General features: G+C 41.9%; 23 protein-coding genes. 9 read left to right on the plus strand and 14 right to left on the minus strand.

The features are described 5' to 3' along the window. Positions 1–258: 258 nt before the first annotated feature. From ABD128_RS04500 to ABD128_RS04520, 5 genes are read right to left on the minus strand one after another with little or no spacing between them, the layout of a single operon-like run. Positions 259–1227: a beta-ketoacyl-ACP synthase III gene (locus ABD128_RS04500; RefSeq protein WP_343987154.1), complete on the minus strand. Its 969-nt coding sequence runs from the start codon at positions 1225–1227 to the stop codon at positions 259–261. A gap of 23 nt (positions 1228–1250) precedes the next feature. Continuing rightward, positions 1251–2036: an outer membrane lipoprotein-sorting protein gene (locus tag ABD128_RS04505; RefSeq protein ID WP_343987157.1), complete on the minus strand. Its 786-nt coding sequence runs from the start codon at positions 2034–2036 to the stop codon at positions 1251–1253. Between the two features lie 20 nt (positions 2037–2056). Continuing rightward, a complete protein-coding gene (locus ABD128_RS04510) occupies positions 2057–2437 on the minus strand; it encodes a fatty acid desaturase (protein WP_343989351.1) in 381 nt (126 codons plus the stop codon). Positions 2438–2455: 18 nt separating this feature from the next. Beyond that, the gene (locus tag ABD128_RS04515) at positions 2456–3241 is read right to left on the minus strand and encodes a fatty acid desaturase family protein (protein ID WP_343987160.1); all 786 of its coding nucleotides are present in this window, start codon (positions 3239–3241) and stop codon (positions 2456–2458) included. A gap of 11 nt (positions 3242–3252) precedes the next feature. Next, positions 3253–3927, minus strand: a complete 675-nt coding sequence (locus ABD128_RS04520) for an MMPL family transporter (RefSeq protein ID WP_343987163.1) — start codon at positions 3925–3927, stop codon at positions 3253–3255. Between the two features lie 22 nt (positions 3928–3949). On the opposite strand from ABD128_RS04520, the gene ABD128_RS04525 reads away from it, so the two are divergent. Continuing rightward, positions 3950–4345, plus strand: coding sequence for a TetR/AcrR family transcriptional regulator C-terminal domain-containing protein (locus tag ABD128_RS04525; protein ID WP_343987166.1), 396 nt, complete (start codon positions 3950–3952; stop codon positions 4343–4345). A 1-nt stretch (position 4346) separates the two neighbouring features. Here the strand turns inward: ABD128_RS04525 and ABD128_RS04530 are convergent, their stop codons facing one another. From ABD128_RS04530 to ABD128_RS04545, 4 genes are read right to left on the minus strand one after another with little or no spacing between them, the layout of a single operon-like run. Then, on the minus strand, positions 4347–4535 hold the full coding sequence (locus ABD128_RS04530; protein ID WP_343987169.1) for a hypothetical protein: 189 nt from the start codon (positions 4533–4535) through the stop codon (positions 4347–4349). Between the two features lie 32 nt (positions 4536–4567). After that, positions 4568–5527 (minus strand): hypothetical protein, encoded by a 960-nt coding sequence (locus tag ABD128_RS04535; RefSeq protein WP_343987172.1) that lies wholly within the window; start codon positions 5525–5527, stop codon positions 4568–4570. Then, positions 5524–6411 carry an ABC transporter ATP-binding protein gene (locus ABD128_RS04540; protein ID WP_343987175.1) on the minus strand — a complete coding sequence of 296 codons (888 nt, stop codon included), beginning with the start codon at positions 6409–6411 and terminating at the stop codon, positions 5524–5526. The genes ABD128_RS04535 and ABD128_RS04540 overlap by 4 nt, the downstream gene beginning before the upstream one ends. Continuing rightward, entirely contained in the window at positions 6404–6778 is a 375-nt protein-coding gene (locus tag ABD128_RS04545; RefSeq protein WP_110199154.1) for a GntR family transcriptional regulator, read from the minus strand. Before ABD128_RS04545 ends, ABD128_RS04540 begins: the two co-directional genes overlap by 8 nt. A 254-nt stretch (positions 6779–7032) precedes the next feature. Here ABD128_RS04545 and ABD128_RS04550 point away from each other — a divergent pair, with 254 nt between their 5' ends. The 4 genes from ABD128_RS04550 (at position 7033) to ABD128_RS04565 (ending at position 10054) form a co-directional block, all read left to right on the plus strand. After that, complete coding sequence (locus ABD128_RS04550) at positions 7033–7977, plus strand: YeiH family protein (RefSeq protein WP_343987179.1); 945 nt, start codon at positions 7033–7035, stop codon at positions 7975–7977. 17 nt (positions 7978–7994) lie between these two features. After that, positions 7995–8921: an NAD(+) diphosphatase gene (gene nudC, locus ABD128_RS04555; RefSeq protein WP_343987181.1), complete on the plus strand. Its 927-nt coding sequence runs from the start codon at positions 7995–7997 to the stop codon at positions 8919–8921. 159 nt (positions 8922–9080) lie between these two features. Further along, positions 9081–9458: a hypothetical protein gene (locus tag ABD128_RS04560; protein WP_343987184.1), complete on the plus strand. Its 378-nt coding sequence runs from the start codon at positions 9081–9083 to the stop codon at positions 9456–9458. 242 nt (positions 9459–9700) lie between these two features. Beyond that, entirely contained in the window at positions 9701–10054 is a 354-nt protein-coding gene (locus tag ABD128_RS04565; RefSeq protein ID WP_343987187.1) for a hypothetical protein, read from the plus strand. Between the two features lie 6 nt (positions 10055–10060). On the opposite strand, the gene epmA is transcribed toward ABD128_RS04565, so the two are convergent. The 3 genes from epmA to efp form a co-directional block, all read right to left on the minus strand. Continuing rightward, positions 10061–11023, minus strand: a complete 963-nt coding sequence (gene epmA / locus ABD128_RS04570) for an EF-P lysine aminoacylase EpmA (protein ID WP_343987190.1) — start codon at positions 11021–11023, stop codon at positions 10061–10063. Continuing rightward, positions 11007–11942, minus strand: a complete 936-nt coding sequence (gene pip, locus ABD128_RS04575) for a prolyl aminopeptidase (protein ID WP_343987192.1) — start codon at positions 11940–11942, stop codon at positions 11007–11009. The genes epmA and pip overlap by 17 nt, the downstream gene beginning before the upstream one ends. A 379-nt stretch (positions 11943–12321) precedes the next feature. Then, a complete protein-coding gene (gene efp / locus ABD128_RS04580) occupies positions 12322–12885 on the minus strand; it encodes an elongation factor P (RefSeq protein WP_343987195.1) in 564 nt (187 codons plus the stop codon). Between the two features lie 26 nt (positions 12886–12911). On the opposite strand from efp, the gene epmB reads away from it, so the two are divergent. The 3 genes from epmB to ABD128_RS04595 all read left to right on the plus strand — a co-directional run bounded on the left by epmB (position 12912) and on the right by ABD128_RS04595 (position 18031). Then, positions 12912–13952, plus strand: a complete 1041-nt coding sequence (epmB, locus tag ABD128_RS04585; RefSeq protein WP_343987198.1) for an EF-P beta-lysylation protein EpmB — start codon at positions 12912–12914, stop codon at positions 13950–13952. A 138-nt stretch (positions 13953–14090) separates the two neighbouring features. Beyond that, the gene (locus ABD128_RS04590) at positions 14091–15821 is read left to right on the plus strand and encodes a hypothetical protein (RefSeq protein ID WP_343989353.1); all 1731 of its coding nucleotides are present in this window, start codon (positions 14091–14093) and stop codon (positions 15819–15821) included. Positions 15822–15994: 173 nt separating this feature from the next. Beyond that, entirely contained in the window at positions 15995–18031 is a 2037-nt protein-coding gene (locus ABD128_RS04595; RefSeq protein ID WP_343987201.1) for an EAL domain-containing protein, read from the plus strand. Positions 18032–18090: 59 nt separating this feature from the next. On the opposite strand, the gene serB is transcribed toward ABD128_RS04595, so the two are convergent. Then, the gene (gene serB / locus ABD128_RS04600; RefSeq protein ID WP_343987204.1) at positions 18091–19023 is read right to left on the minus strand and encodes a phosphoserine phosphatase SerB; all 933 of its coding nucleotides are present in this window, start codon (positions 19021–19023) and stop codon (positions 18091–18093) included. A gap of 93 nt (positions 19024–19116) precedes the next feature. Between serB and ABD128_RS04605 the strand changes: the two genes are divergently transcribed. Beyond that, a complete protein-coding gene (locus ABD128_RS04605) occupies positions 19117–20232 on the plus strand; it encodes a hypothetical protein (RefSeq protein ID WP_343987207.1) in 1116 nt (371 codons plus the stop codon). 1 nt (position 20233) lies between these two features. On the opposite strand, the gene parC is transcribed toward ABD128_RS04605, so the two are convergent. Next, a complete protein-coding gene (gene parC, locus ABD128_RS04610) occupies positions 20234–22486 on the minus strand; it encodes a DNA topoisomerase IV subunit A (RefSeq protein ID WP_425545673.1) in 2253 nt (750 codons plus the stop codon). Between the last annotated feature and the right edge of the window lie 14 nt (positions 22487–22500).

Consider the following 22500-nt stretch of genomic DNA (forward strand, 5'->3'; position numbering starts at 1 on the left):
ATTCCTTCCCCCATCGACAGGAATTAACTGTTTATTACATTATTCGGAAGCGGCTTTCCATAAGACGTCATACCACTTGTTAATTGGCATACTATCAATAATTTCTACTTTTAAGCAAGAAATATAACAGTGAGAAGGATTTAGACGTCCAAATTCAATAATTTGGATATGAAAATTATCTAAGTTTGATTATAAAGGAACAACATTAATCACCGCTGAACATTATCTTCGATAAGAAATGTCCAACAGCATATATCTTTATAAAGTAGCTAAAACACTCCCCCAAGTCAGGCCACCTCCAAAAGCAATCATAAGAACACGACTGCCCTCTTTTACTTGGCCGCTTTGCATGGCTTCATCCAGTGCCAATACAACAGATGCGGCAGAAGTGTTTCCATACTTTTGCACATTTAAAAATACTTTAGCTTGAGGCAATTTATACCTCTTTGCCACCGAATTGATAATACGAATATTGGCCTGGTGCGGGATTAACATGTCGATATCATCCATATGGATCCCTTTTTTTATTTGGACTCTTTCAATAAGTTCTACAAACTTACTTACAGCACTTTTAAAAACATCTTGCCCATCCATCTGCAAGTAAGCGTTATCCCCTTCCTTAATATAAGGAAGGCGTTCCTTATTTTTTACAGTTAAGATATTACTTTTACCACCATCGGAGCCTAGCTCGGTGTACTCAATTCCTGGGGTATCACTAAGCTTAATGATCGCTGCGCCCGCACCGTCACCAAACAAGATGCTAGTATTACGATCTTCCGGGTTGCATAATCTTGAATAGCGATCTACACCGATGGTTAACACACACCGAGCTTCTCCGCACCGAATAAACTTATCAGCAACACTTACGGCGTAGATAAAACCAGAGCATGCAGCCGCCACATCAAAAGCTGTAGCTCCAGAAATGCCCAACCCCGCAGCGACCTCGCATGCAGTGCTAGGCATAACATAAGTAGATGTGGTGGTCCCCACTACTACCATGTCTATTTCTTCAAGACTAATACCTGCAGTTTCTATTGCTTTCCTCGCGGCTTCAATTGCCATATAAGCCGATGACTCTACATCAGAGGAAATTCGTCTTTCCTCAATACCTGTTCGAGCTACAATCCACTCGTGGCTCGTATCTAGAGTTTGCTCCAGCATATGATTCGACACCACATTCTCAGGCACATAACTCCCTATTCCACTAATTTTACTGTATAACTGCACAATTCTATCCCTATCAGTACTGCCTAGCGGCTTCTTTTTAAAACACTTTTTGTAAAATCACTATCGCTGTAACCATTACTAAAAGAAAAACGCTTCCAATACATGGCAGTACTTTTTTGTGTTTGATGATTCGTCATCACCATCTCTTTAGCTCGCCAAAACTTATTTAAGAACTGCTCGTAGTCTGTAAGAACTAAAGTTTTTAGGTGTGAGTCCTGATGATCAAAGTATTCAATTTTTTGGTAACGGAAATGTTTTTTATCGATCCATACCTTGTGCTTGTTGTAGCCAGAGTTCTTGTACCGAGGCTTTCGCTCCACGATAAAACACTCTAGACCTTTAAAGTTCTCTTCACCAAGAAATACATACTCATACTTCTCGACTTCTTGTGACAACATATCTTCATATGCAAACTCACTACCCACAAAAGGCCCTGACTTATTACTGGATGAAATTCGTTTAACACGCTTTAAAGCAGGCAAATATAACCACTGTTCATCATCTTCAAGAATATGTGAGTAAGTGAGCAAGGCAGTCCCAGAAACGTCACTAGGCTCCTTAAACACAAGTAACCTCTTATCTCCATCATTCTTAACCTCTAAGTTTTTAACTTCCATTAAGCGCGTACTTTTATTGCCATTATTGTCTTCTAAAACCATGGAGATTTGTGCTGAAAAATCTTCAAATCCCTCATCACGAACATCCACTTCAGTCATGATTTCAATACCTTTATTCTTATCCGTTTCGGCGAATAATGAACCTGCGCTGACAGCTAACATCAACGCAACTACTGTACTAATCAATCTCATACCAACTCCTGTTTGATTTATTATTTATTTTCTTCAGCAAGTTGTGCTGAAGCATTTTGATTCATAAAGTGCTTACCACTACTTTTATTTGACTGCTTTGCTAACTCCAGCTCAGCTTCGGACGCTAAGTGTAGGTCCCAGAAAGCAAGCTTTGGTGCCGTGTACTGGTGCCATAAAGGTGGAATCATTGCTAACATCATATGTGCGATATAGCCGTACTTTAGTTCCATTACATTGGGGTGAGCTTTGAGCTCCCAAAATGGCGTTGTTGCACTTGCGTGATGATCCGAGTGACGGCTCAAGTTATACAAAACATAAGACGCTGCTCGCGTATTACAATCCCAGCTATGCTTAGGCTCAACCTTGGTTCCCTTTTCTCTAAGTAGCCCATAATGTTCAATATAGTTGACCGTTTCAAATCAGAATTTTGAGGTGAGCAATAGAACTGTGTAGAGTAAAAAACCCATCCAACCCGCAATCAAAATGATGCAAACTGCAATCAAAAGCGTCATCGCAATTCCACTTAACACTCGGTTTCTTAACGACAGAATAGATGTTCCGCGATTCTTTAATCGGCGTTTCTCAATCTCCCACGACTCTTGATACTGACCAAAGCTCGATCGGATAAAGAAGGCATAAAGCGACTCTCCACGGCGAGCAGTCGCTGCATCTTCATGAGTAGCGACATTAAGATGGTGAGCGTAAACATGCGAGATCGAAAACTGAGCATCACCAACAATAGCTAATAGCCATCGTCCAACAAACATGGAGAGTTTGTGACTAGTACGATGAACTAATTCGTGTCCTACCAATGTATTAGTGCTCAGTATGAAGCCCACGGCGAACGCTGCAGAAAGTAACTGACTTAGGCTCATATCGTTGTGAGCTTTTAACAACTCAATCGACGTCAACTCTGTTAACCAAGCACCTAGACCTAAAAAGTCACCCGGCGCTGATTGCCAAACCAGTATAAAGACCAACCCTAGCGATGCAGGCAAATGCATGTAAAGCATGAAGTTTAATATGCCTTTATACTTTATAGGACGTGTCTGGATATCTGGCGATGATACATTGTCATAAATTAAGTGAAATAGAATCACAGCATTTGGTGCGACCAAACTCCACCAGCCTCCCGCTAACACACAAACAGCTGTCAACGGCATAAACACCAGTAGTAAATAACTGTATTTAAAATAATCTTTCATGATTTAATCCGTTAGTTTCCGGTTTCTGTTAATGGCTTGGCTTTAACTACAGTTTCCTGATCTCTAACTTTAATAGTCGAACGGTCAAATAACATCATCAAGCAAGGTAATAAGAAAAAATCGCCAACAAATGCAATAACGATAGTGATCGCAGTTAACGCACCCATTTGCGAGTTAATTTCAAAACCAGAAGTCGCTAGCATCGTAAAGCCACTGGCTAAGATAATCGTTGTTCCAAATAAAGCAGGCCCAACTGTAATAATGGTTTCTTTGACAGCTTCAGGAGTGCTCATCCCACGCTTTCTTCGGTAATGCAAATACTTGCTTAAAAAGTGGACCGTATCATCTACAACGATCCCCAAAGTCATGCCAACAACAATCGAGATAGCTAAACCAACCTGACCAACAAGTAATCCCCAAATTCCAAAGCCCAATAGTGCGGGCAGTAAATTTGGAATTAAACTCATAGCACCAAACTTCACACTTCGTAACGGTGCAATCAGGAGAGTAGAAATCAACGCTAAAGCAATTAGGGTTCCACTGAGTAGAGCTTGTATATTTCTTTTTGAGATATTGGCAAAAAGGATGCTTGTGCTAGCCGCTTCGCTAAACATACTTTGTGGCGCATGCTCAGTTAGCCATTCTCTCGCACGACGTTCTAATGACAGCAATTCTTGCGAATCCATATTACTGGTACGGATCACAAACTTGGTTGCTGATATTGACAATATGTCGGGTTCACCAGAGGAGCGTTTAAGAAAGTTTGCACAAAGAATTGTCCAAATTTTAGTTCAGCCTGATACGGTAGCGCTGTTTAGAGTGATCATCTCAGAAGCTGAACACCACCCACAAGTTCCGATTAACTTTTTACAATACGTTAAAATTCCACTCATGCAGTCTTTAACCAAGCTATTGTCTGAGTTTACCTTTGATGAGGATGTAATTAAAAAGGCAGATGTAGCCGCTGAGGTTTTCTTTGGTATCCTTAAAGAACGTGTTCTTTGGCCTTTGCTTCTTAAGCTGAAAGTCCACTTTAGTGAAGATGAGCTTGAGTCCATCGCAGACGAATCTGTGTCAGGACTCATGCACTGGGTCAGACGTTAGTCTAACCCAGTTTCACAAAGATATTTTTAATCCCTTTGTGGATAGACTCAACAGCTTCTAAGCTATTAAGCACACCCACTTCTGGCTGCACGCGGTTTAGCTTTGCAGCAACAGTATAACCTATCGTAGCAATTGCGATGTACAAACAGATCTGACTTACACGCTTAGTTGCTTTCCTGTTATACGTCATAAGTACCTCCCTATTTACTTTTGTGCATTTATTTAGAATGCTTCGTCACGGAAGCGGCGGATATAAATTGCGGCTACAATCATTGCCGCGCCAAGGATCAATCCTGTCCAAAAGCCGGTGTCCTGAAACTGCTGGCCAAAAGAAAGGAACTTAAACTCATCAAAAATTGGAATGTCACCCTCCATTTTTGCACTTTTCTGCGCGTATTCCCTAGCCAAGGTATTAAAAGGTGCTACTAAAGCCTGCACCACACCGAACATTTTTTCACCGAAAAATGTTGCGACGCTGGCAGTTTTAAAAATCATACCTTCCGCGATAATGACCAATACCGGAGGTACAGTCGCCACCAGAAACGGAACCTTTTTTGTCCAACTAGAGATTAGTAGTAAATAACCCACGAATGGAATAGCCCAAAGCATTGCCATGTATAGAGCGGCAAACTGATACATCGCAACCTTAAAGAAGCCTGAGTTTGCCCACAAGGCACTCCAAGCGTCCACGCCAGATAGCCATGCAAACACAGTTCCAATAATTAGCATCAACAAGTTAGTCCCGATGATAATTAACCAATATATAAAGGGTGCAACCAATGTTACTGAGGCGAGCTTCGACAGCACTGTTTGTGAGTCAGAAACTGGCATCGACTTCCAGAACAAAATACTTTTGTCTTTGCGGTCATCGTATAAAGCACCTAAGCAGTAGAAAAAACCGACAATCGCTAACACCATGTAGTAGCTATAAACGCCTGAATAGAGTGCGCTTTGGGTTGCGAAAGCCTTTACATCTGCATCTACCGAAACGTCATACAATTTAAATAAGTTGCCCAAATCATGTGATCCGAACTCAGCAGTTTGAATACTGCCTGTGGAGGCTATTATCAATCCTAGTAATGCTGTAAACACTGAAATCCCTGTGATGACAAGCGGCACCCATAAAAAGCTGGTTTTGCTTTCCCAGTATTCACGTTTTAATAAAGTTACGAATGTATTCATGCCACTTCTCCTTCCGCAGTCGCCTGGCTTTTAGCTTCGCCCCTCATTTTGGCAACAAATAAGTCCGCTACGCTTGGCTTTCTCACTTTCCCCATTTCTTCTAACTTGGAACGCTCGACGCCATTAAATAAACACACTTTTTGGCCGAATACTTCGCGTACATTCATAGGGTTTAGCGCCAGTGCAGCTTCTTCAAATTCTTTTTCTACCATGACTTCAAAGTATGACTGGCCTACCGCGTCCATACTGTCATCAAGTACGATCTGACCATCTTGTATAAAGACTAAATCGCTCAGAATATGCTCGATTTCCTCAACTTGGTGCGTGGTGATAATTATGGTTCTTTCGGAATCGAAATAATCATTCAGTAGTGTCTCGTAAAACGACTTTCTGTATAAAATATCGAGGCCTAGCGTCGGCTCATCCAGAATCAATAAATCCGCATCGATGGCCATAATCAAAGCCAAGTGTAGCTGCGCCACCATGCCTTTAGATAATGCTTTGACCTTACTCTCGCGCTTAATCTTAGTTTCCGACAGGTATTTTTCGCACAGCTCACGGTTGAACTTTGGGTGCACTCCTTCGACAAAATCAATCGCCTGACTCACCTTTATCCAACGTGGTAATACTGCAACGTCAGCCACGAAGCAGACTCGCTTCATTAACTCGTCGCGTTGTTTATGCGGATCTAAACCCAGAACTTTTAAGTCACCAGAGTAAGTGGTTAACCCTAATACTGCTTTTAGCAGCGTGGTTTTACCGGCACCATTTGGACCAATCAAACCAAGGATTCGACCTTTTCCGAGCTCAAAATTTACATTGCTCAACGCTTTAAAGTTGCCGTAAGACTTATTGACGTTGTTAGCAGATATCACATTAGTCATTTTCAGACTCCCCTTTATCGAGTGCTTCCAGCAACTCTTCTTTTGTAATGTGTAAACGTTTTAATTTTCTTAGAAGCGCTGGTAATTCTGTTGTTAGAAACACTTCGCGCTCCTGCTGCAATAACTTTTCTTTTGCTCCATCGACCACAAACATACCCAATCCTCTCTTTTTCACCGCCAACTGATCATCCACTAATAGTTGGTAAGCTTTGGAAACAGTAATTGGATTCAGCTGATATTCTGCCGACACCGTTCTTACCGAAGGCAAAGCTTCACCTTCTACTAAATTCCCTTCGAGAATCATGTTCTGCACACGATCTCTCAGCTGGAGGTAGATTGGCTGTGAGTCATCCCACTGTATTTGCATACCATCGTTACCTTTTCATCTCAGCCAAACTCCCTTCTTAAGGGATTTCAGCCTGTCTAAGTGTCAGTACAACGCTGTATCACTAAAGTAATCTAGCACCGTGCCATACCGATATGGTGTTATACTTACATATCACACCTAAGCAGTAAAGCATTTTTTATATTATTTTTACTCGGCAGAGCATTTAGAGGATGAATATCCAGTAACAGAAGCGTAAACTGTGCGCCTAAGTTTAAGAGTTTCTAATATAAGCTATGACCCTACACAGCAATAAACACTTACAGTACACCGCTAACCTAATATTGCTTACATTAACCGTGTTATGCATCGTTGGATTATTGCCAGCGAGTTACGCCCTTGCCGCAGGTTTAGTTTGGGGTTGGTTCTTTTCTGGAGCTCACAAGCTACCCGTGGGCTCATGGGCCGGCTTATTACTCAAAGTCGCCATTGTCTTGCTCGGCTTTACCCTGCCCTTTGGCGATCTTGTGAGCAATGCTGGTGATAGCTTCTGGCTCACTGTCAGTGTCATTTCCACCGCAATTATCGTTGGTTTACTGCTCGGTAGACTGTTTAAGCTCGATAACCACCAAAGCTGGCTTATCAGCTCAGGGACTGCAATCTGTGGCGGTAGTGCTATAGCAGCAGTTGGTTCATCGATAAAAGCTGACCAAAAGCAGATGGTCATTTCGCTGGCTGTGGTTTTTTTATTAAACGCCGTGGCACTTTTTATATACCCTGCTATTGGGCATTGGCTTGAACTCAGTCAGCAACAATTTGGTATTTGGGCTGCGCTTGGTATTCATGACACCAGCAGTGTTGTAGGGGCAGCTTCTGTCTATGGCGAAGAGGCTCTTGAGGTCGCCACCACCGCGAAGCTTGCTCGCGCCTTGTGGATTATACCGGTCGCCATTATCGCTTCTTTCGCCGTTAGCTCTGGAAAATTTAAACTAGCAATTCCACTGTTTATCGTCTTTTTCTTATTGGCTAGCGCTATTGGTAGCTTTATCCCCTTGGAGTCCGTAACTCCTTACGTCAAAGATGCTGCTAAAAATTTGTTCGCGCTCAGTCTTTTGTGGATGGGTACCAGCCTTAATAAGGCGACCATAAAAGCCATCCCTATTAAAGCCATGCTACTTGGTTTAATCTTATGGCTATTATTATCTGTAGCGACCTTATTGGTGGTGTTTAACTTCTTTTAAAGGATTAATTCTAGACTATGTTTGCTTTTCAAGTGAGCCCCCTGAACCGTCATGGTGATATTCGTCATCATGACACTTTCATCAATAGAATATGGCAAAGTGAACAGGCTCATTATTTACCTGTTTATAGACAAACCATTGCGACACGAAGCCGCGAAGAGACTTATATCCCCCACTGGCAAAGCTACTCAGAATTAGTTGACATTTTCGGCTCCTTGGAACAAAAACACCTTATTTATCTTGGTGAAAAGAATAGTGAGCACTTCTTCACCTACCGCTTAAAAGACGAATCCTCACTCGACCAATTAAAAGCAGCAACGCCTGAGTCAGCAATTGAACTATTAGGATTGAGAGAGCTTTTTAAGTCGCTACCCGCCGAAGACTCCTATTTGTGTAATGTGGCGATAGCCATGGAGCACTGGCACAATACCCATCAGTTTTGTGGTTATTGTGGCAGCGAGACCTATTCAAATAAAGCAGGGTTCGTGCGCACCTGCTCTAACAAGAGTTGTCAGCAGGAACACTTCCCACGTACCGATAGCGCAGTTATATGCGCCATTACCAATAACGACAAAATTCTGTTGGGCAGACAAACCTCGTGGCCAGAACACCGTTACTCTGTAATTGCAGGATTTGTCGAACCCGGAGAAACCCTTGAGCAAGCCGTAGCTCGAGAGGGTTTCGAAGAAACAGGACTAAGACTCAAGAATATCAATTATTTCAAATCTCAACCTTGGCCATTCCCACAATCATTAATGGTTGGTTTTACAGCAGAAACCCAAGATTATGATATTCAATTACGAGATAAAGAGTTAGAAAACGCTAAATGGTTCACCCGAGACGACATCAGGATTCTTACAGAGCGTCAGGAACTTGAGCTTCCATCGGTTTTTTCAATATCGAGAGAGCTTATAAATCAATGGCTTAAATGCACCTCATGCTAAAATTTACAATTTCGAGAAGCAAAAACTTGAATTGCATCACACTTTGGAGTAGAAATATAAGTAGCGATTAAAAAATAAACAATAAGTTAAGAGTTGAAGGAATATTCTCACTTTATTTAAAGTGAATGTGATGAAACAACATGGATAAAGGAAACAGCTATGTCAAAGATTACGATCTTAGCAGGAGATTTTCCAAGAGGGACCGGTTACTTTACTTTCCGTAATTTAACTCTTCCTGGTGATGAGAATCACTACTTGTGTGAAACCGTTAGCATCAGTCAGATAGAGTTCATTAATACTGCAAATCCAAAAATGGCGCTACTTTTAAATAAAGACAAAGCGTTAGCAGAGGAAATCCAGTTAGAGCTAGAAGAAAAACTCCGTATCGCTGATGAAAATGATGTCATTTTCATGGTTCGACTATCCGATGAAAGACGCTTTATCGCAGAGGCTGATAGTACTACATACCATAAGATGAAAAGTTCGGTTGCTAAACTGAAAAATTCAAACTCTACGTTTATAGGTAATAGCGCTTAAACAGATTCAATGCACAAACGCTTTAAATATCAAGAGTTTAAAGCGTTACAGCAAGTCATATTTGAAAAAAGTTATAACCTTGTCTCATTCCCTACCTTTTAAAGCGGTTTTCAATTGACTGGTATTTTTGACTCAGCTAAAACAATAAGAGATGCCCTTTAACCATCAGCAACACATAACTTAATGATTATAAATAGGTTTTAGGGATTATTTATTATTGAAGGATTGATGAGGTTAAAAATATGTCAAAATTTACTGTCATAGCTGGAAGTTTTCCCACTGGCACAGGACGCTTTACTATCCGAAACTTCACCTTACCTGGTGACGAAAATCACTACTTATGTGAGACAGTTCCAGCACAACAAATTGACTTCCTAAGTAATCATCAAAGCCATTATCAATCACTACTTGATATTAATGACACATCTAAAGAGTTACTTGAAAGCACGAGTAAGGGTAAGGTTATTTTCTTGGCCAAGCTGAAAGATGGAAGGAGCTTCGTTGCCATGGCAGATCATACGACCTTCAATAAAATATTGAAGGCATTAGAGCGAGAAACCGATGTAGAGCTTGAAATTTCCTCATCAGCCGCTTAACCGCACTTAGGCTCTATCTGCGGGAAAGGTGATAACGTCCTTAATTTCTGGCAGTGCTAGAAGAATCATGACCAAACGATCGATGCCCAGCGCGACTCCTGAGCAGCGTGGAAGACCCCGCTCTAACGCTGCTATAAAGTTCGTATCAATTGACATTAATGGCTCGCCATCCCTTTGGCGCCAAGCGTTATCTTTTTCAAATCGCTCTCGTTGCTCAGCTGGATCGGTCAACTCATAAAACCCGTTAGCTAACTCAACCCCATGCCAATAGACCTCAAAACGACAAGCAACCCGAGGATCTTGAGAGTCCAGTTTCGCTAATGCAGCTTGGCTAGCTGGATAGCTATGAATGAAACAAACCTCTTGCCCAAGCCCTAATTGTCGCTCGATCTGATCCTCAAACAATAAAGCTAAATAGTCATCACGCTCTAAGTCCTTTGGCAAATCCCCTAAAAGCTCATGACTCAGCTTGCAAAGCTCCGAATTTTCTATGGTTAAAGGGTCAATCTGCAAGTACCGCTCAAACGCCTCTTGATAACTTAGCTTGACTGGCGTTAACTCTTTTTCCGACAAAGTATTCATTAAATCAAACACTTGTGTCATTAATTGGTGATGTTCATAGCCCTCGACGTACCACTCTAACATGGTGAACTCTGGATTATGCCGCGAACCAAACTCATCCTGACGGAAGGTTTTGCAGATCTGATAAATAGAGCCTGAGCCCGCTGCTAACAAACGCTTCATGGCATACTCAGGTGATGTCTGGAGATACCCCTCGCTTCCCATGTAATCGTTTACTTTAAACGACTTCATAAAACGATCAGTCACGCCATAACGGCTTAACAAAGGGGTTTCTACTTCTAAGATATCCCGCTCAGCAAAAAACTCTCTAACCCGCGCCATTATCTTAGCGCGCGCTTTTAAGGTTTCAATTGAAGCGGTTGGTTTCCAGTTAGACTTGATTATCATTCTTGATTTTCTCGAAACAGTCCCTCAAAGCGTCACAAATGGAGGTGTCAGCTGGAGAGTGACCAACACCGTCCAGTAAGGTCAAGTAGGTATTGTCATGCACTTGGGACAGTTCCCAAGCTGTTTTTGGAGGACAAATCACATCAAGCCTACCATGTGCAATCCAAATCGGGATATTATCCATAGTTGTTAACTGAGTAAGTAGATGTTCACTATCCCGCGAAAAACAATCATTAGATAAATAATGGCACATGATGGTAGCTTTTGCTATCAGGCTGTCGCTCTGTGATTCAGCTACAAGCGTAGTGATATCCCCCATAGAAATGGACGCCCAAGCCAACCAACGTTTTGCTGCATCCCAACGCTCAGCCTCATCAGAAGATGTTAACCGTTCCATATAAAATGCCAGAATTTCTGTCCGAGTTTTGCGTGGGCAATTCTCGACAAACAGCTGCCAAACCTCTGGATAGTACCTTGACGCCCCATCAGGAGCGTAAAGCCAGTCAAGTTCCCATTGCCTACCAAGAAAACACCCTCTAACAATTAATCCTTTTACACAGTCGCGATGCTTAACCGCATAATTAAGGGCTAAAAAACTTCCCCAGCTTCCACCTGTTACCCACCAACTATTAATACCGAAATGCTCACGCACCACCTCGACATCAGAAATTAACGACGTGAGAGTGTTATCTCGCAACTCACCAAGAGGCAAACTTTGTCCGCACCCACGTTGGTCTATGAGTAGAACATGGAAATACTCACAATCGATATAATTAATCAGCTTTTCGTTAACTCCTGCACCAGGCCCACCGTGCATAAAGACAACACAAGGGCCTTGCCGATTCCCAGCCTCAATAACATGAACTCTGTGCAGTTCGGAAATATCAAGAAAATGGTTTTCAACATTAAGGAGCTTCATAGGCAACGTCTTAGGTACGTTATCACGCACAAAATAATGTTAGAGGATTATATCAATGTGCGTCACGACGCACCCTACGTTTAAATACATCTGTTTACCCCACAATCGCTTCCACAAGATTTCCGCGCCTGCTTCACAGGCTCGCAACTACATTATTCTTTGAAATGCGGAGCAAAACCCCATGCCCCTAATGGAGATAAAATTTGCTTGAACGAGGCATCAGGTTTGTTTAGACACGAAGCCAGACCCAGCATACCTATCTAGCGCAGGGAAATTCTTGCTGGACAAGGCTTGTTGCTTTTTGAAACGCGGAGCTTAGATCAGCTAAGTGAGCATTTTCAAAAAGCAACGTAACGCAGTATAGCGAGAATTTAAAAAGCTAGGCGCGTGAAACGTATTCCCCAGAACGCGTATCTACTTTAAGCTTATCGCCAATATTCACAAACAAAGGCACTTTAACAACCGCACCTGTGTGCATGGTCGCTGGCTTTGAGCCACCGCTTGAGGTATCGCCACGTAAACCTGGATCTGTATCTGTTACTTCTAATACAACGAAGTTTGGCGGCGTTACTGAGATTGGGCTGCCATTCCAAAGCGTTACTTGGCACTTATCTTGCTCAATCAAGTAATTTTTGGCTTCACCAACCGCATTCGCGTCTGCTTGCACTTGCTCGAATGTGTTAGCGTCCATGAAGTACCAAAACTCACCATCGTTATAGATATATTCCATTTCCGTATCGATGACGTCTGCGGTTTCGATGCTTTCGCCTGATTTGAAAGTTTTCTCAACAGTTCGCCCAGTTAGTAAGTATAATACCTTGGTTTTACTAAATGCTTGGCCTTTACCTGGTCGAACAAACTGGTTATCAACAACCGTGCATGGTTCGCCATCGAGTATCAGTTTGGTACCATTGCGTAGGTCGTTTGTAGTAATTGTTCCCATGAGTTCCTCTAAAAACTTGATATATTATGATTCAAAACGTGAAGATTTTAACGCGAAACGACTCTTATTGGCAGGACAATGAGTGGAAAAAGTTACTTTCTAGTGCTTTTTCGTCGCCAAAAGAGTTACTTGAGCACCTAAATATCGATATTGACGCTATGTCGGACTCGGTTTTGCTCGAACACCCGTTCCAACAGCGAGTGCCGCTTCCGTTTGTCGAACGTATGCAACGCGGCAATCCCTATGATCCTTTGTTGAGACAAGTGCTGCCTGTTACCGAAGAAAACCAGCAAGTCATGGGCTATAGCAAAGATCCTCTTGGTGAGCACGATAGCGCCCTGCCCGGATTGCTTCATAAATACAAAAGCCGCGTTTTGGTGATGCTCGCCACAGCCTGCGCCATCAACTGTCGCTACTGTTTTAGACGTGAATTTCCATACGCTGATAACCAACTTGGTAAAGCGAACTGGGATGATATTCTAGAATACCTGACCAAACACCCAGAAATTAACGAGGTCATCTTAAGCGGAGGCGACCCTTTAGCGGTTACAGACAGCTATTTGCATGACTTTATCAGCATGTTAGAGGACGTTAAGCACATTAAAAGGCTTAGAATCCACACTCGTTTACCCATTGTCATTCCACAAAGAGTTACCTCACAGTTGGTTAGCACCCTAAGCCAGAGTCGTTTTCAATGCGTGCTTGTGACGCATATTAACCACCCAAATGAAATTGATGATTTGGTGAGTCTCGCCATGCAGCGCTTACACTCCGCCGGCATCACCCTGCTTAACCAATCCGTGTTATTGCGTCAAATCAATGACAATAGCAACACGTTAGCAGAACTTAGCGAAAAATTATTCGAGTGCAATATACTTCCCTATTATCTGCATTTATTAGACAAAGTTCATGGTGCGCACCACTTTGACACCGACGAAAGCCATGCCATAAAAATAATGCAACAACTACAAGCTAAATTGGCGGGTTTCTTAGTCCCTAAATTGGTACGTGAAGAAGCCGGCGAGCCAAATAAATCGTGGATTGATATAAGCAATACGAATCAATAACTTAAGACAAAAACCACTAGCGCCAAGGATTGCTTTTCGCTAAGATGAAGTATCAGTCGGATGCCATATTTAAAGGAGACGACAATGGCGCTAACGAAAGGACAGTTGGGGTTAACCGTTAGGGTTAAAAACGATGTGATGGTTGCTGATATTCCAGCAACAGTCAAAACAGCAAAACAGTGGATAGACAATTTACCGATTGCGGATATCGGTGAAACCGCTTCGAAAATTTTTCACTATCTATACGACCTTAACCAGTCACCTTTGCCGCCCAAAACCCGTCTCCAAATTTTAGAAGCGCTCAAGCCAACATGTCTCAATACTTTAAACTCGCTTGCTTCCGTCTATATTCATAGCCCTTTAAAATATTCACAAAAATTGCAGTCAGCTTCTGAGTTGGTTCATGCAATTGCCTCTGAAACCATTTTTGGCTTTAACACGATTATAGAAGACCTGCATTCAGACGTTACTGCATTTGAAAAATACAAGCACACAATATTGCCTGCAGCCTGCGCTAACAGTCTTCAGTTCCAAGGGTTTATCCAGTTACAGAGATATCAGCTTTATAAGACTGTAGGGAAAAAGCTGTGGATTCAGCAAAATATCATTTTCAAGCTGGCTGAAAAAAACGATTTGCTAGAACATAAATTAAAAAAAGATTCAGTTTCATTAGGCACAATCAAGAAACAACTGCTTATGAATCTTATTTTGCCACTGTCCAACCCCTACCAGCTAAAGCATGGCGAGATCAATGATATTTACAGTGAAATAGAGGAGCTTGCTGAGCTTGCTGAGCTACAGCCCAATCATACAGAAGGCTGTTTATTTGCTTATTTACCGGATAGTGATATCCCTCCTCAACCTATAAATTCCATTGAACAAGAAGAACAAAGGGTTGTAGGTATCAATTTACAAGCTCCTGCAGAAGCCTTAGAACGCCATCTGAAAAATGAATCTGGTGGTTTTTTTAGTCGCTTTACAAAAAAACCGGCAAGCATTGAGTTGGAGCATGAACTTACAGAGCACTTAATTACTCATTGGAGTAAACAGTTTAATCGAAACTTTATCCGCATGAACTCACAAGTAAACACAGAAGTGTGTGTTGGGTTGGCTGCTTCGCATCATTTCTTGGTTGAAAAGTTAGGTTCTGAAGTTCACCAGCGTTTCTTTGGGCAAAACAAGCGTAAGCCTCTCAGTATCGAGTCTGACTCTTTACAGCTTGAACAAGAAGACGATAGTCAGCACAGTTTTGTGTGGAAGAGTCGCTCAAAAAGTTCTAGCTTAAGCCTAAATATGGGACATGAAAAACCACAGGATGCCTTTGCTTCAATATACAAACCATTAAGCGACGAGGAAAAAAAGCATCAGAAAGAAGATAAACCCTTCAAGGAAATTAAAACTAAACCTCGATACCAGTGGTCTAAGGGAATGGTTCGAGATGTAAGTCCCGCTGGGTTCTGTTTGGGCTTCGAAAAAGCACCGTCTACATACGCCGAAGCAAATGAGCTAATCACTATTAAGAATATTAAAGGCTCCGATGAGCAATATAACCTTGGCATGATTCGATGGAATAGGTGGCACAAGAACTCTATATTCCTAATAGGCGTTGAAATCATTGCCCCAGAGGCAACCCCCGTTAGGGCGACCCTTGACTGGGACTACGCTAAACCAGCATATCATCATAATGGATTGTACTTACCTGATATGCCCAATGTCGGAATTGATGCTACTATTATACTACCTCCGCTTGGCTACCGTTCAGGGCAGACAGTTGCCATTATGACTCCGGAGGATGAATTTAAAATAGAGCTAAACAAAAAAATTATTGAAACGGACAATTTTATACAATTTCAGTTTAGCCGGAAATAAACTAACACTTTATCTAACTAGGGTTGCAGATTCTTAAACGGTTTATTATTGTAAGATTTGTGGCTTAGTTACAGCAAGTTGATAGCAATGGCGTTAGACTATTTCTATTAAAACCAATAATTAACGAATAGACGGCAATGATGAAAGAAAAGGTTAAGAAATCTCCTATAAACATGCTCATTTTTTCCTCTTCGCCTAACGATAGCGAACAGGTATCAAGCCATTTAAAAAACATGGGGCTCCCCATTCGGCATCAGGTAATCTCCGACAGTGAGCAACTCAAAGATGCAATAGAGCTTAAGCACTGGCAACAAGCTCTGTTTATTGATGAGCTGGACAACTTACCTATTAAACAGGCTTTAAAGCAACTCAAAAACCAGCCTATTGCTGTGCCGGCTGTTCTTTTAACAAACGATTACAGTGATGAGAAGCGCTTTGAAATGCTAGCACTAGGGTTGAAGGATTGCATACCAGCAGGGGCTTTAGATCTGCTCGCAATGATCGTTAAGCGTGACCAGAAGTTAGTTGAATCACTGCAGTCGCTAGAACAAGCCAACAAAATTGTTTACGAGACCAACAAGCGCAATGAGCTCTTACTTGATAGCTCAAAAGATGCGATTGCATATATCCACGAGGGTATGCATATTTATACCAATCCATCTTATATCAAACGTTTTGGTTACGAAGAAGATGAAATTATTGTCATGACTATCATGGATATTGTTGCCGACGAAGAGAAAGATAAAATCCGTGCCTTGCTTAAGCGTCAGTCACAAGATGGTACTGAAGTGAGCGAATTAATTAAAGGCAAAACTGCATCGGGTGAAGAGTTTGAAGCTGACTTTATTATCAGCTCAGCCATATACGATGACGAAGAGTGTGTACAGCTATTAGTTCGCGATATCGGAGATCAGCAAGAACTGATGCAGAAACTCAAGGAAATGAGCAAGCAAGATCAAGTCACTGGAGCTTTAAATAGACCGGCTTTCATAGAGCATCTAACCAAGGCCGTAGAAACCAGTAGACAAAAAGATTTAGACTCAGCACTGTACTTTATCGAAATAGACAATTTTGCTAGCTATCGAAACCAATTCGGTATCGCTGATTGTGATGTTTTACTCAAGGATGTATCACATTGGTTACACGATAAATGTCACAGCACTGTTGTCATTGGTCGAATTAGCGATAGTAGTTTTGCAATTTTAGATGCTGACACCAATAAACCACCAACAGAACTGCCTAAGTTTTTAATCAAGGATATCGAAAAACAATTATTCGAAATATCCGGCCAAACTCTAAAGGTTACTTTGAGTATAGGTGGAGTACCATGCACGGGGCACGAACTAGAGCCTGGGAAAATACTCCTACACGCCACAACTGTTGCTCATAATATCCAGGAAAAAGGGGGGAATAGTTTCCAAATTTTTAACCCTTCTATTGATAGCTTGTTGGATGAAGATGAGCGAAAGATTTTTGAAGAGTTCACGAACGCTCGTGATGAAAGCAAAATGACTCTTTTCTACCAACCAATGATGAGTTTAAAAGGAAGCTCGAGCAAACAGTATATGTGTTACTTCCGCTACCAACTTAGTGATGGTACTTGGGGATTAGGCGAGCATATTTTCCCAATCTTCGAAAAAGTTGGAATGGACGCAGAAATTGATAAAGTTACGTTAAAGCATGCTTTGAAAGTTCTAGTAAAAGACAAAGAAACTGGTAACAACAATAAACTTTTCCTTGCCTTGAGCCCAAATACTTTAATGCGCGACGACCTTGAGGCTTGGCTTGAAAAGCTAGTCACTGCCGCAGGCATTGATAGTGGCAATATCGTGATGACCGTAAAAAGTCATATGGCACAAACCTACTATAAAAAGGTTCTAGAGCTTCGTGATGCTCTTAAGAAAAATGGAATTCCTCTTTGTTTATCTGGAGTTGAAAATGATAATACCGAGTTGGTTAGATCTATAGCTCCTCAATATGTGGCGATGGCCCCAAACTTTATCGACACATTGAAAGAGCATGGAGCTGATAAAGTGCAATCCATTGTAAGAGCTTCAGCTGAAATACAAGCCAAAACCATTATTTCTAACCTAGAGGATGCCTCAACACTAGCTCAAATTTGGCCACTAGGCGTTGACTTTGTAATGGGGAATTATGTATCGAAGCCGATACCGAAGTTAAACTATGATTTTGCGGATAGTGATTTCTAAGCTTTTGGGAACGAACTAAATCTAAAAGCCCCTAAATAGGGGCTTTTTTGTGATTTAATTTATTTTGTAACGATTTTAAGTATATCAATCAGCCCATCCATTTCAGCAAATTGAAGTACACAGTCGGCTCTATATTTTAAGTAATCCTTTGCTTTATATGCTACTCCAAATCCTGCGCTTTTTAGCATTAGCCAATCGTTAGCACCATCGCCAACAGCCATGGTTTCATTGAGCTTGAGGCCTCTGCTCTCAGCCCACTCAGTTAACGTTCTAGCTTTTAGCTCAGCGTTGACTATTGGAAAGTTGGCCTTACCTGTCAATTCGTCTTTTTCATTAAAGTCTAATGCATTGGCTTTTATTTCATGCACGCCCAACTGCTCACCGATCTGGCGTGCAAAGTCCTTAAATCCTCCTGAAGCAATACCAATCTCAGCCCCCGAGTCAATTAAATAAGAAGTTAATGCTTTGACACCAGGATTAAGGCTTATTCGTTGCTGCACAGACTCTACTGCCTTTCTTGGCATACCAGACAGAATCGACAAGCGCTTCTCGAAGCTTTGATTGAAATCCAGCTCTCCACGCATCGCTTCTTCAGTGATGTCTGCCACTTTATCCTTAACCCCAAACTCAGCAGCGAGCTCATCAATGACTTCCATCGGGATCAGTGTGGAATCCATATCAAACACTGCAAACTTAGGTCTACCCCTCACCTCTCCTTCTACGAAAAAATAATAGTCGGCCTCAATTTCAGTCGCAAAATCGTCAAAAGCCTGACGCATCAGGAGTAAATTAAAATCGGTATCACGGCTCCTAAGGCTCATTCGAAAACATGACGAATAATGTTTCAAATTACCGTCTACTACCTGAGTAGGGGCCGATAGTTCAGCGTGCGACATCAGTTTTTTATGATTGTTAAACGCTTGTTCTATTCTGTCTTTATTCTGTGGCGATATTGAAAACAGCAGCGCTGTACAGTGTTTCTCGATTGACATCTATTAAACCTTACATTTTGATATAGCTTAGATTGCTTTTAAGCACTCCAAACTATGATATATTAGCTTTAAATAAGAGCCTAAAATATTCCAGTGAAAACCGATAAAAACAAATACAGCGCATCAATGCAAGCAGTCAAATTACCTGTCACTGTCTCTTCGGCGGCAGTGATCGTGGCTCTTTGCTTTCTCGTTTATTCGTGGACCTTAGCCGTCAGAGACTATCACGCTCAAGAGTTCACAGTAGAATACAGTCAAGGACTGGCAAATGCTAGCGCCTCATTTTTAGGTCACCTGATAGAAGATGAAGATACAGATACCCTTTCCACCGTAGGGCAACAATTACAATCCGACAATGCCGTAACTAAGCTTTCTATATACCGACGAAATGGAGAGTTAATCTACCAAAGCGGAGAAGTTTTTGATGGACAAAGTCAACCTGTTATTGCCAATATAGCGTTTGATGGGAACTATAACGGCTACCTTATTGTTTATTTTTCGAACAGTGATATTTTACCAAATTACGACAATAATTTCTGGCTAACTCCTGAGCTTATATGGATTTTCGGTGCTTTAATTTGGCTAATACTAGTGACCTTGCTGTATGCCAAACAGTGGTTTTCACCTTCTACAAAAAAACCGCAAAATAAAGCTAGAAACTACCAATCCATGGAATCGAATGTTCAACTTATTAAAAGCCTCATTCGACGAAAAAAAGACCATGAGAATACCCCGGCAATCAGCTCTTTAATCATAAAAGCAAGATGGGAGAGACTAAATCAACAATCAACCAATACATTGCTTAGAGTACTTAACCGTTGGTTACCTCAAAACGGTTTCTTCGTTACACAGTTTGATAATAACTTGCTTACCTTGGGGTTAAGACTGGAATATTCCCCGATGAATCAGAACCCTTTATATGCGTTACATAACTGCCTTAACCAGTTACAGCTAGAGCCAAAAATCATTGTCCATAGGCTTAACTTTGGCGAAGAAATTTATCAGACCTTCTTTGATATTATTGACTCGGGGATTTGGTTTGAGAAAAACCTTATCGAGACTGGTAGTGATTATAATTGGAGCGCCGAAAAGGTGATTGATATAGAACTGGAAGATGGCATTGTTGTTGAGTTGTGTAGATTAAAAGCACCCGACGCCGAACAAAAAAGTGTGATCGAACGTCAGGTACGATATTTAAGTGATGTCTAATCTATGACTCCTGCCCCTCAACGCTCATAGAGTCTACGCGCTGGAAACCTCGCGGCAGTTTACTTCCTCGGCGTCCGCGTTCGCCACGGTAGTGCTCTAAATCTCTTGGTTTAAGCGTTAGGTGACGCTTTCCAGAGTAGATCACAAGGCTATCATCAGCAGCTACCACAGCAACAGAAACAACAAACTCTTCACGAATTTTAGCTCTAGCGGCTGGGATACTGATAATTTTATTGCCTTTACCCTTAGCTAACTCTGGCAGGTCTTCGAGCTTAAAGACAAGCATTCTGCCTTCGTTAGAAACTGCTACACAGTATAGCTCTCCCTCTTTAGGGATTCGCTTTGGCTTCATGACCTTAGCGCCTGATGGTAAGTTCAAAAATGCTTTACCATTTTTAGTTTTTGATACCAGATCGCTAAATTTTGCTATAAAGCCATAGCCTGCGTCAGAAGCAAATAAAAACTTATCGTCATCTTCGCCCATGATGGTAGCTAAAAACTCGGCCCCAGCTATAGGGTTTACACGCCCTGTAACAGGCTCACCTAAACCTCTTGCCGAAGGCAGTGTGTTTGCCAAAAGAGAGAAACTCCTCCCGGTAGAGTCCAAGAACACTGCGTACTGATTACTTTTACCTTGAGAGGCATCGAGGAAAGAGTCTCCGGATCGGTAGTTCATCCCTGCGGCATCAATGTCATGCCCCTTAGCGCAGCGTACCCACCCTTTTTCCGACAACACAACAGTCACAGGCTCCGTTGGCATGAGATCCGTTTCTGATAGTGCTTTAGCTTCCTCGCGCTCAACAATCGGTGAACGACGTTCGTCGCCATGGTCTTCAATAACTTCCTTCAGTTCTTTTTTGACCACAGTTCTCATTCTCTGCTTTGAGCCTAATGTCATCTGTAACCAATCAGCTTCATCTTCTAGTTCGTTCTGTTCGCCTCGAATCTTCATTTCTTCGAGTTTCGCTAAATGTCGTAACTTGAGCTCTAGTATCGCCTCAGCTTGGGTCTCTGAAATCTTGAAACGTTCGATCAACTTTGGCTTAGGTTTATCTTCTGTTCTTATAATATGAATGACTTCATCAATGTTTAGGTAAGCAATTAATAAACCGTCTAAAATGTGCAAACGATCCATCACCTTATCTAAGCGATACTGTAATCGACGGCGCACCGTTTCAAGACGATAATCAAGCCACTCTTTGACGAAAATCTGCAAGTTTTTAACCTGCGGGCGACCATCAAGACCAATCATATTCATATTAACGCGATAAGTTTTCTCAAGATCAGTCGTCGCGAATAAATGCTTCATTAACTCGTCAGTATCCACACGATTCGAGCGAGGCACAACGACTAAACGCGTAGGGTTCTCGTGGTCTGACTCATCTCGCAGGTCACTGACCATAGGTAATTTTTTAGCCTGCATCTGACTAGCAATTTGCTCTAGAATCTTAGAACCTGAAGCCTGATGTGGTAGAGCAGTGATAACAATTTCGCCGTCTTCTTTTTCAAAATGTGCGCGCATTCGAATCGAACCACGTCCCTTTTGATACATTTCTAAAATATCGGCTCTAGAAGTAATTATCTCAGCATCTGTCGGGTAATCAGGTCCTTCGACAAATTCCATCAAATCTTCAACCGTGGCTTTTGGGTTATCCAACATGTGGATACAAGCATTAGCCACTTCAGTTAGGTTATGCGGTGGCACATCAGTCGCCATACCGACAGCAATACCCGTAGTACCGTTTAATAATAGGTTGGGAACTCTAGCCGGTAGAACTTTGGGTTCCTTCATGGTTCCATCAAAGTTAGGAATCCAATCTACCGTTCCTTGCGACACCTCATGCAATAATACTTCGGCATACTTTGCTAGGCGCGATTCGGTATAACGCATGGCGGCAAAAGACTTAGGGTCGTCAGGAGCCCCCCAGTTTCCTTGCCCATCAACCAATGGGTAGCGATATGAAAAGGGCTGTGCCATTAGTACCATGGCTTCATAACAAGCTGAATCACCATGTGGGTGAAACTTACCGAGCACGTCACCTACTGTACGTGCCGACTTTTTATACTTTGAAGTAGCCTTTAAGCCTAGCTCGCTCATCGCATAGACAATTCGTCTTTGCACTGGTTTTAAACCATCGCCAATATGTGGCAAAGCACGATCCATAATGACGTACATGGAGTAGTTTAAGTACGCCTCTTCGGTAAACTCAGCTAAAGATTTCTTCTCAATGCCTTCGTAATCTATTTCTTCCACGTTAACTCACTACT

Origin of the sequence: Kangiella japonica, assembly GCF_039523535.1 — a bacterium.
Classification (GTDB): Bacteria; Pseudomonadota; Gammaproteobacteria; order Enterobacterales; family Kangiellaceae; genus Kangiella; species Kangiella japonica.

What these genes read in the sequence shown, in the direction of transcription:
- ABD128_RS04505 (WP_343987157.1), bottom strand. Translation starts at nt 2,036, where the DNA reads ATGAGATTGATTAGTACAGTAGTTGCGTTGATGTTAGCTGTCAGCGCA.
- ABD128_RS04515 (WP_343987160.1), bottom strand. Translation starts at nt 3,241, where the DNA reads ATGAAAGATTATTTTAAATACAGTTATTTACTACTGGTGTTTATGCCG.
- ABD128_RS04520 (WP_343987163.1), bottom strand. Translation starts at nt 3,927, where the DNA reads ATGGATTCGCAAGAATTGCTGTCATTAGAACGTCGTGCGAGAGAATGG.
- ABD128_RS04530 (WP_343987169.1), bottom strand. Translation starts at nt 4,535, where the DNA reads ATGACGTATAACAGGAAAGCAACTAAGCGTGTAAGTCAGATCTGTTTG.
- ABD128_RS04535 (WP_343987172.1), bottom strand. Translation starts at nt 5,527, where the DNA reads ATGAATACATTCGTAACTTTATTAAAACGTGAATACTGGGAAAGCAAA.
- ABD128_RS04540 (WP_343987175.1), bottom strand. Translation starts at nt 6,411, where the DNA reads ATGACTAATGTGATATCTGCTAACAACGTCAATAAGTCTTACGGCAAC.
- ABD128_RS04545 (WP_110199154.1), bottom strand. Translation starts at nt 6,778, where the DNA reads ATGCAAATACAGTGGGATGACTCACAGCCAATCTACCTCCAGCTGAGA.
- ABD128_RS04550 (WP_343987179.1), top strand. Translation starts at nt 7,033, where the DNA reads ATGACCCTACACAGCAATAAACACTTACAGTACACCGCTAACCTAATA.
- nudC (WP_343987181.1), top strand. Translation starts at nt 7,995, where the DNA reads ATGTTTGCTTTTCAAGTGAGCCCCCTGAACCGTCATGGTGATATTCGT.
- ABD128_RS04560 (WP_343987184.1), top strand. Translation starts at nt 9,081, where the DNA reads ATGTCAAAGATTACGATCTTAGCAGGAGATTTTCCAAGAGGGACCGGT.
- ABD128_RS04565 (WP_343987187.1), top strand. Translation starts at nt 9,701, where the DNA reads ATGTCAAAATTTACTGTCATAGCTGGAAGTTTTCCCACTGGCACAGGA.
- epmA (WP_343987190.1), bottom strand. Translation starts at nt 11,023, where the DNA reads ATGATAATCAAGTCTAACTGGAAACCAACCGCTTCAATTGAAACCTTA.
- pip (WP_343987192.1), bottom strand. Translation starts at nt 11,942, where the DNA reads ATGAAGCTCCTTAATGTTGAAAACCATTTTCTTGATATTTCCGAACTG.
- efp (WP_343987195.1), bottom strand. Translation starts at nt 12,885, where the DNA reads ATGGGAACAATTACTACAAACGACCTACGCAATGGTACCAAACTGATA.
- epmB (WP_343987198.1), top strand. Translation starts at nt 12,912, where the DNA reads ATGATTCAAAACGTGAAGATTTTAACGCGAAACGACTCTTATTGGCAG.
- ABD128_RS04590 (WP_343989353.1), top strand. Translation starts at nt 14,091, where the DNA reads ATGGTTGCTGATATTCCAGCAACAGTCAAAACAGCAAAACAGTGGATA.
- ABD128_RS04595 (WP_343987201.1), top strand. Translation starts at nt 15,995, where the DNA reads ATGCTCATTTTTTCCTCTTCGCCTAACGATAGCGAACAGGTATCAAGC.
- serB (WP_343987204.1), bottom strand. Translation starts at nt 19,023, where the DNA reads ATGTCAATCGAGAAACACTGTACAGCGCTGCTGTTTTCAATATCGCCA.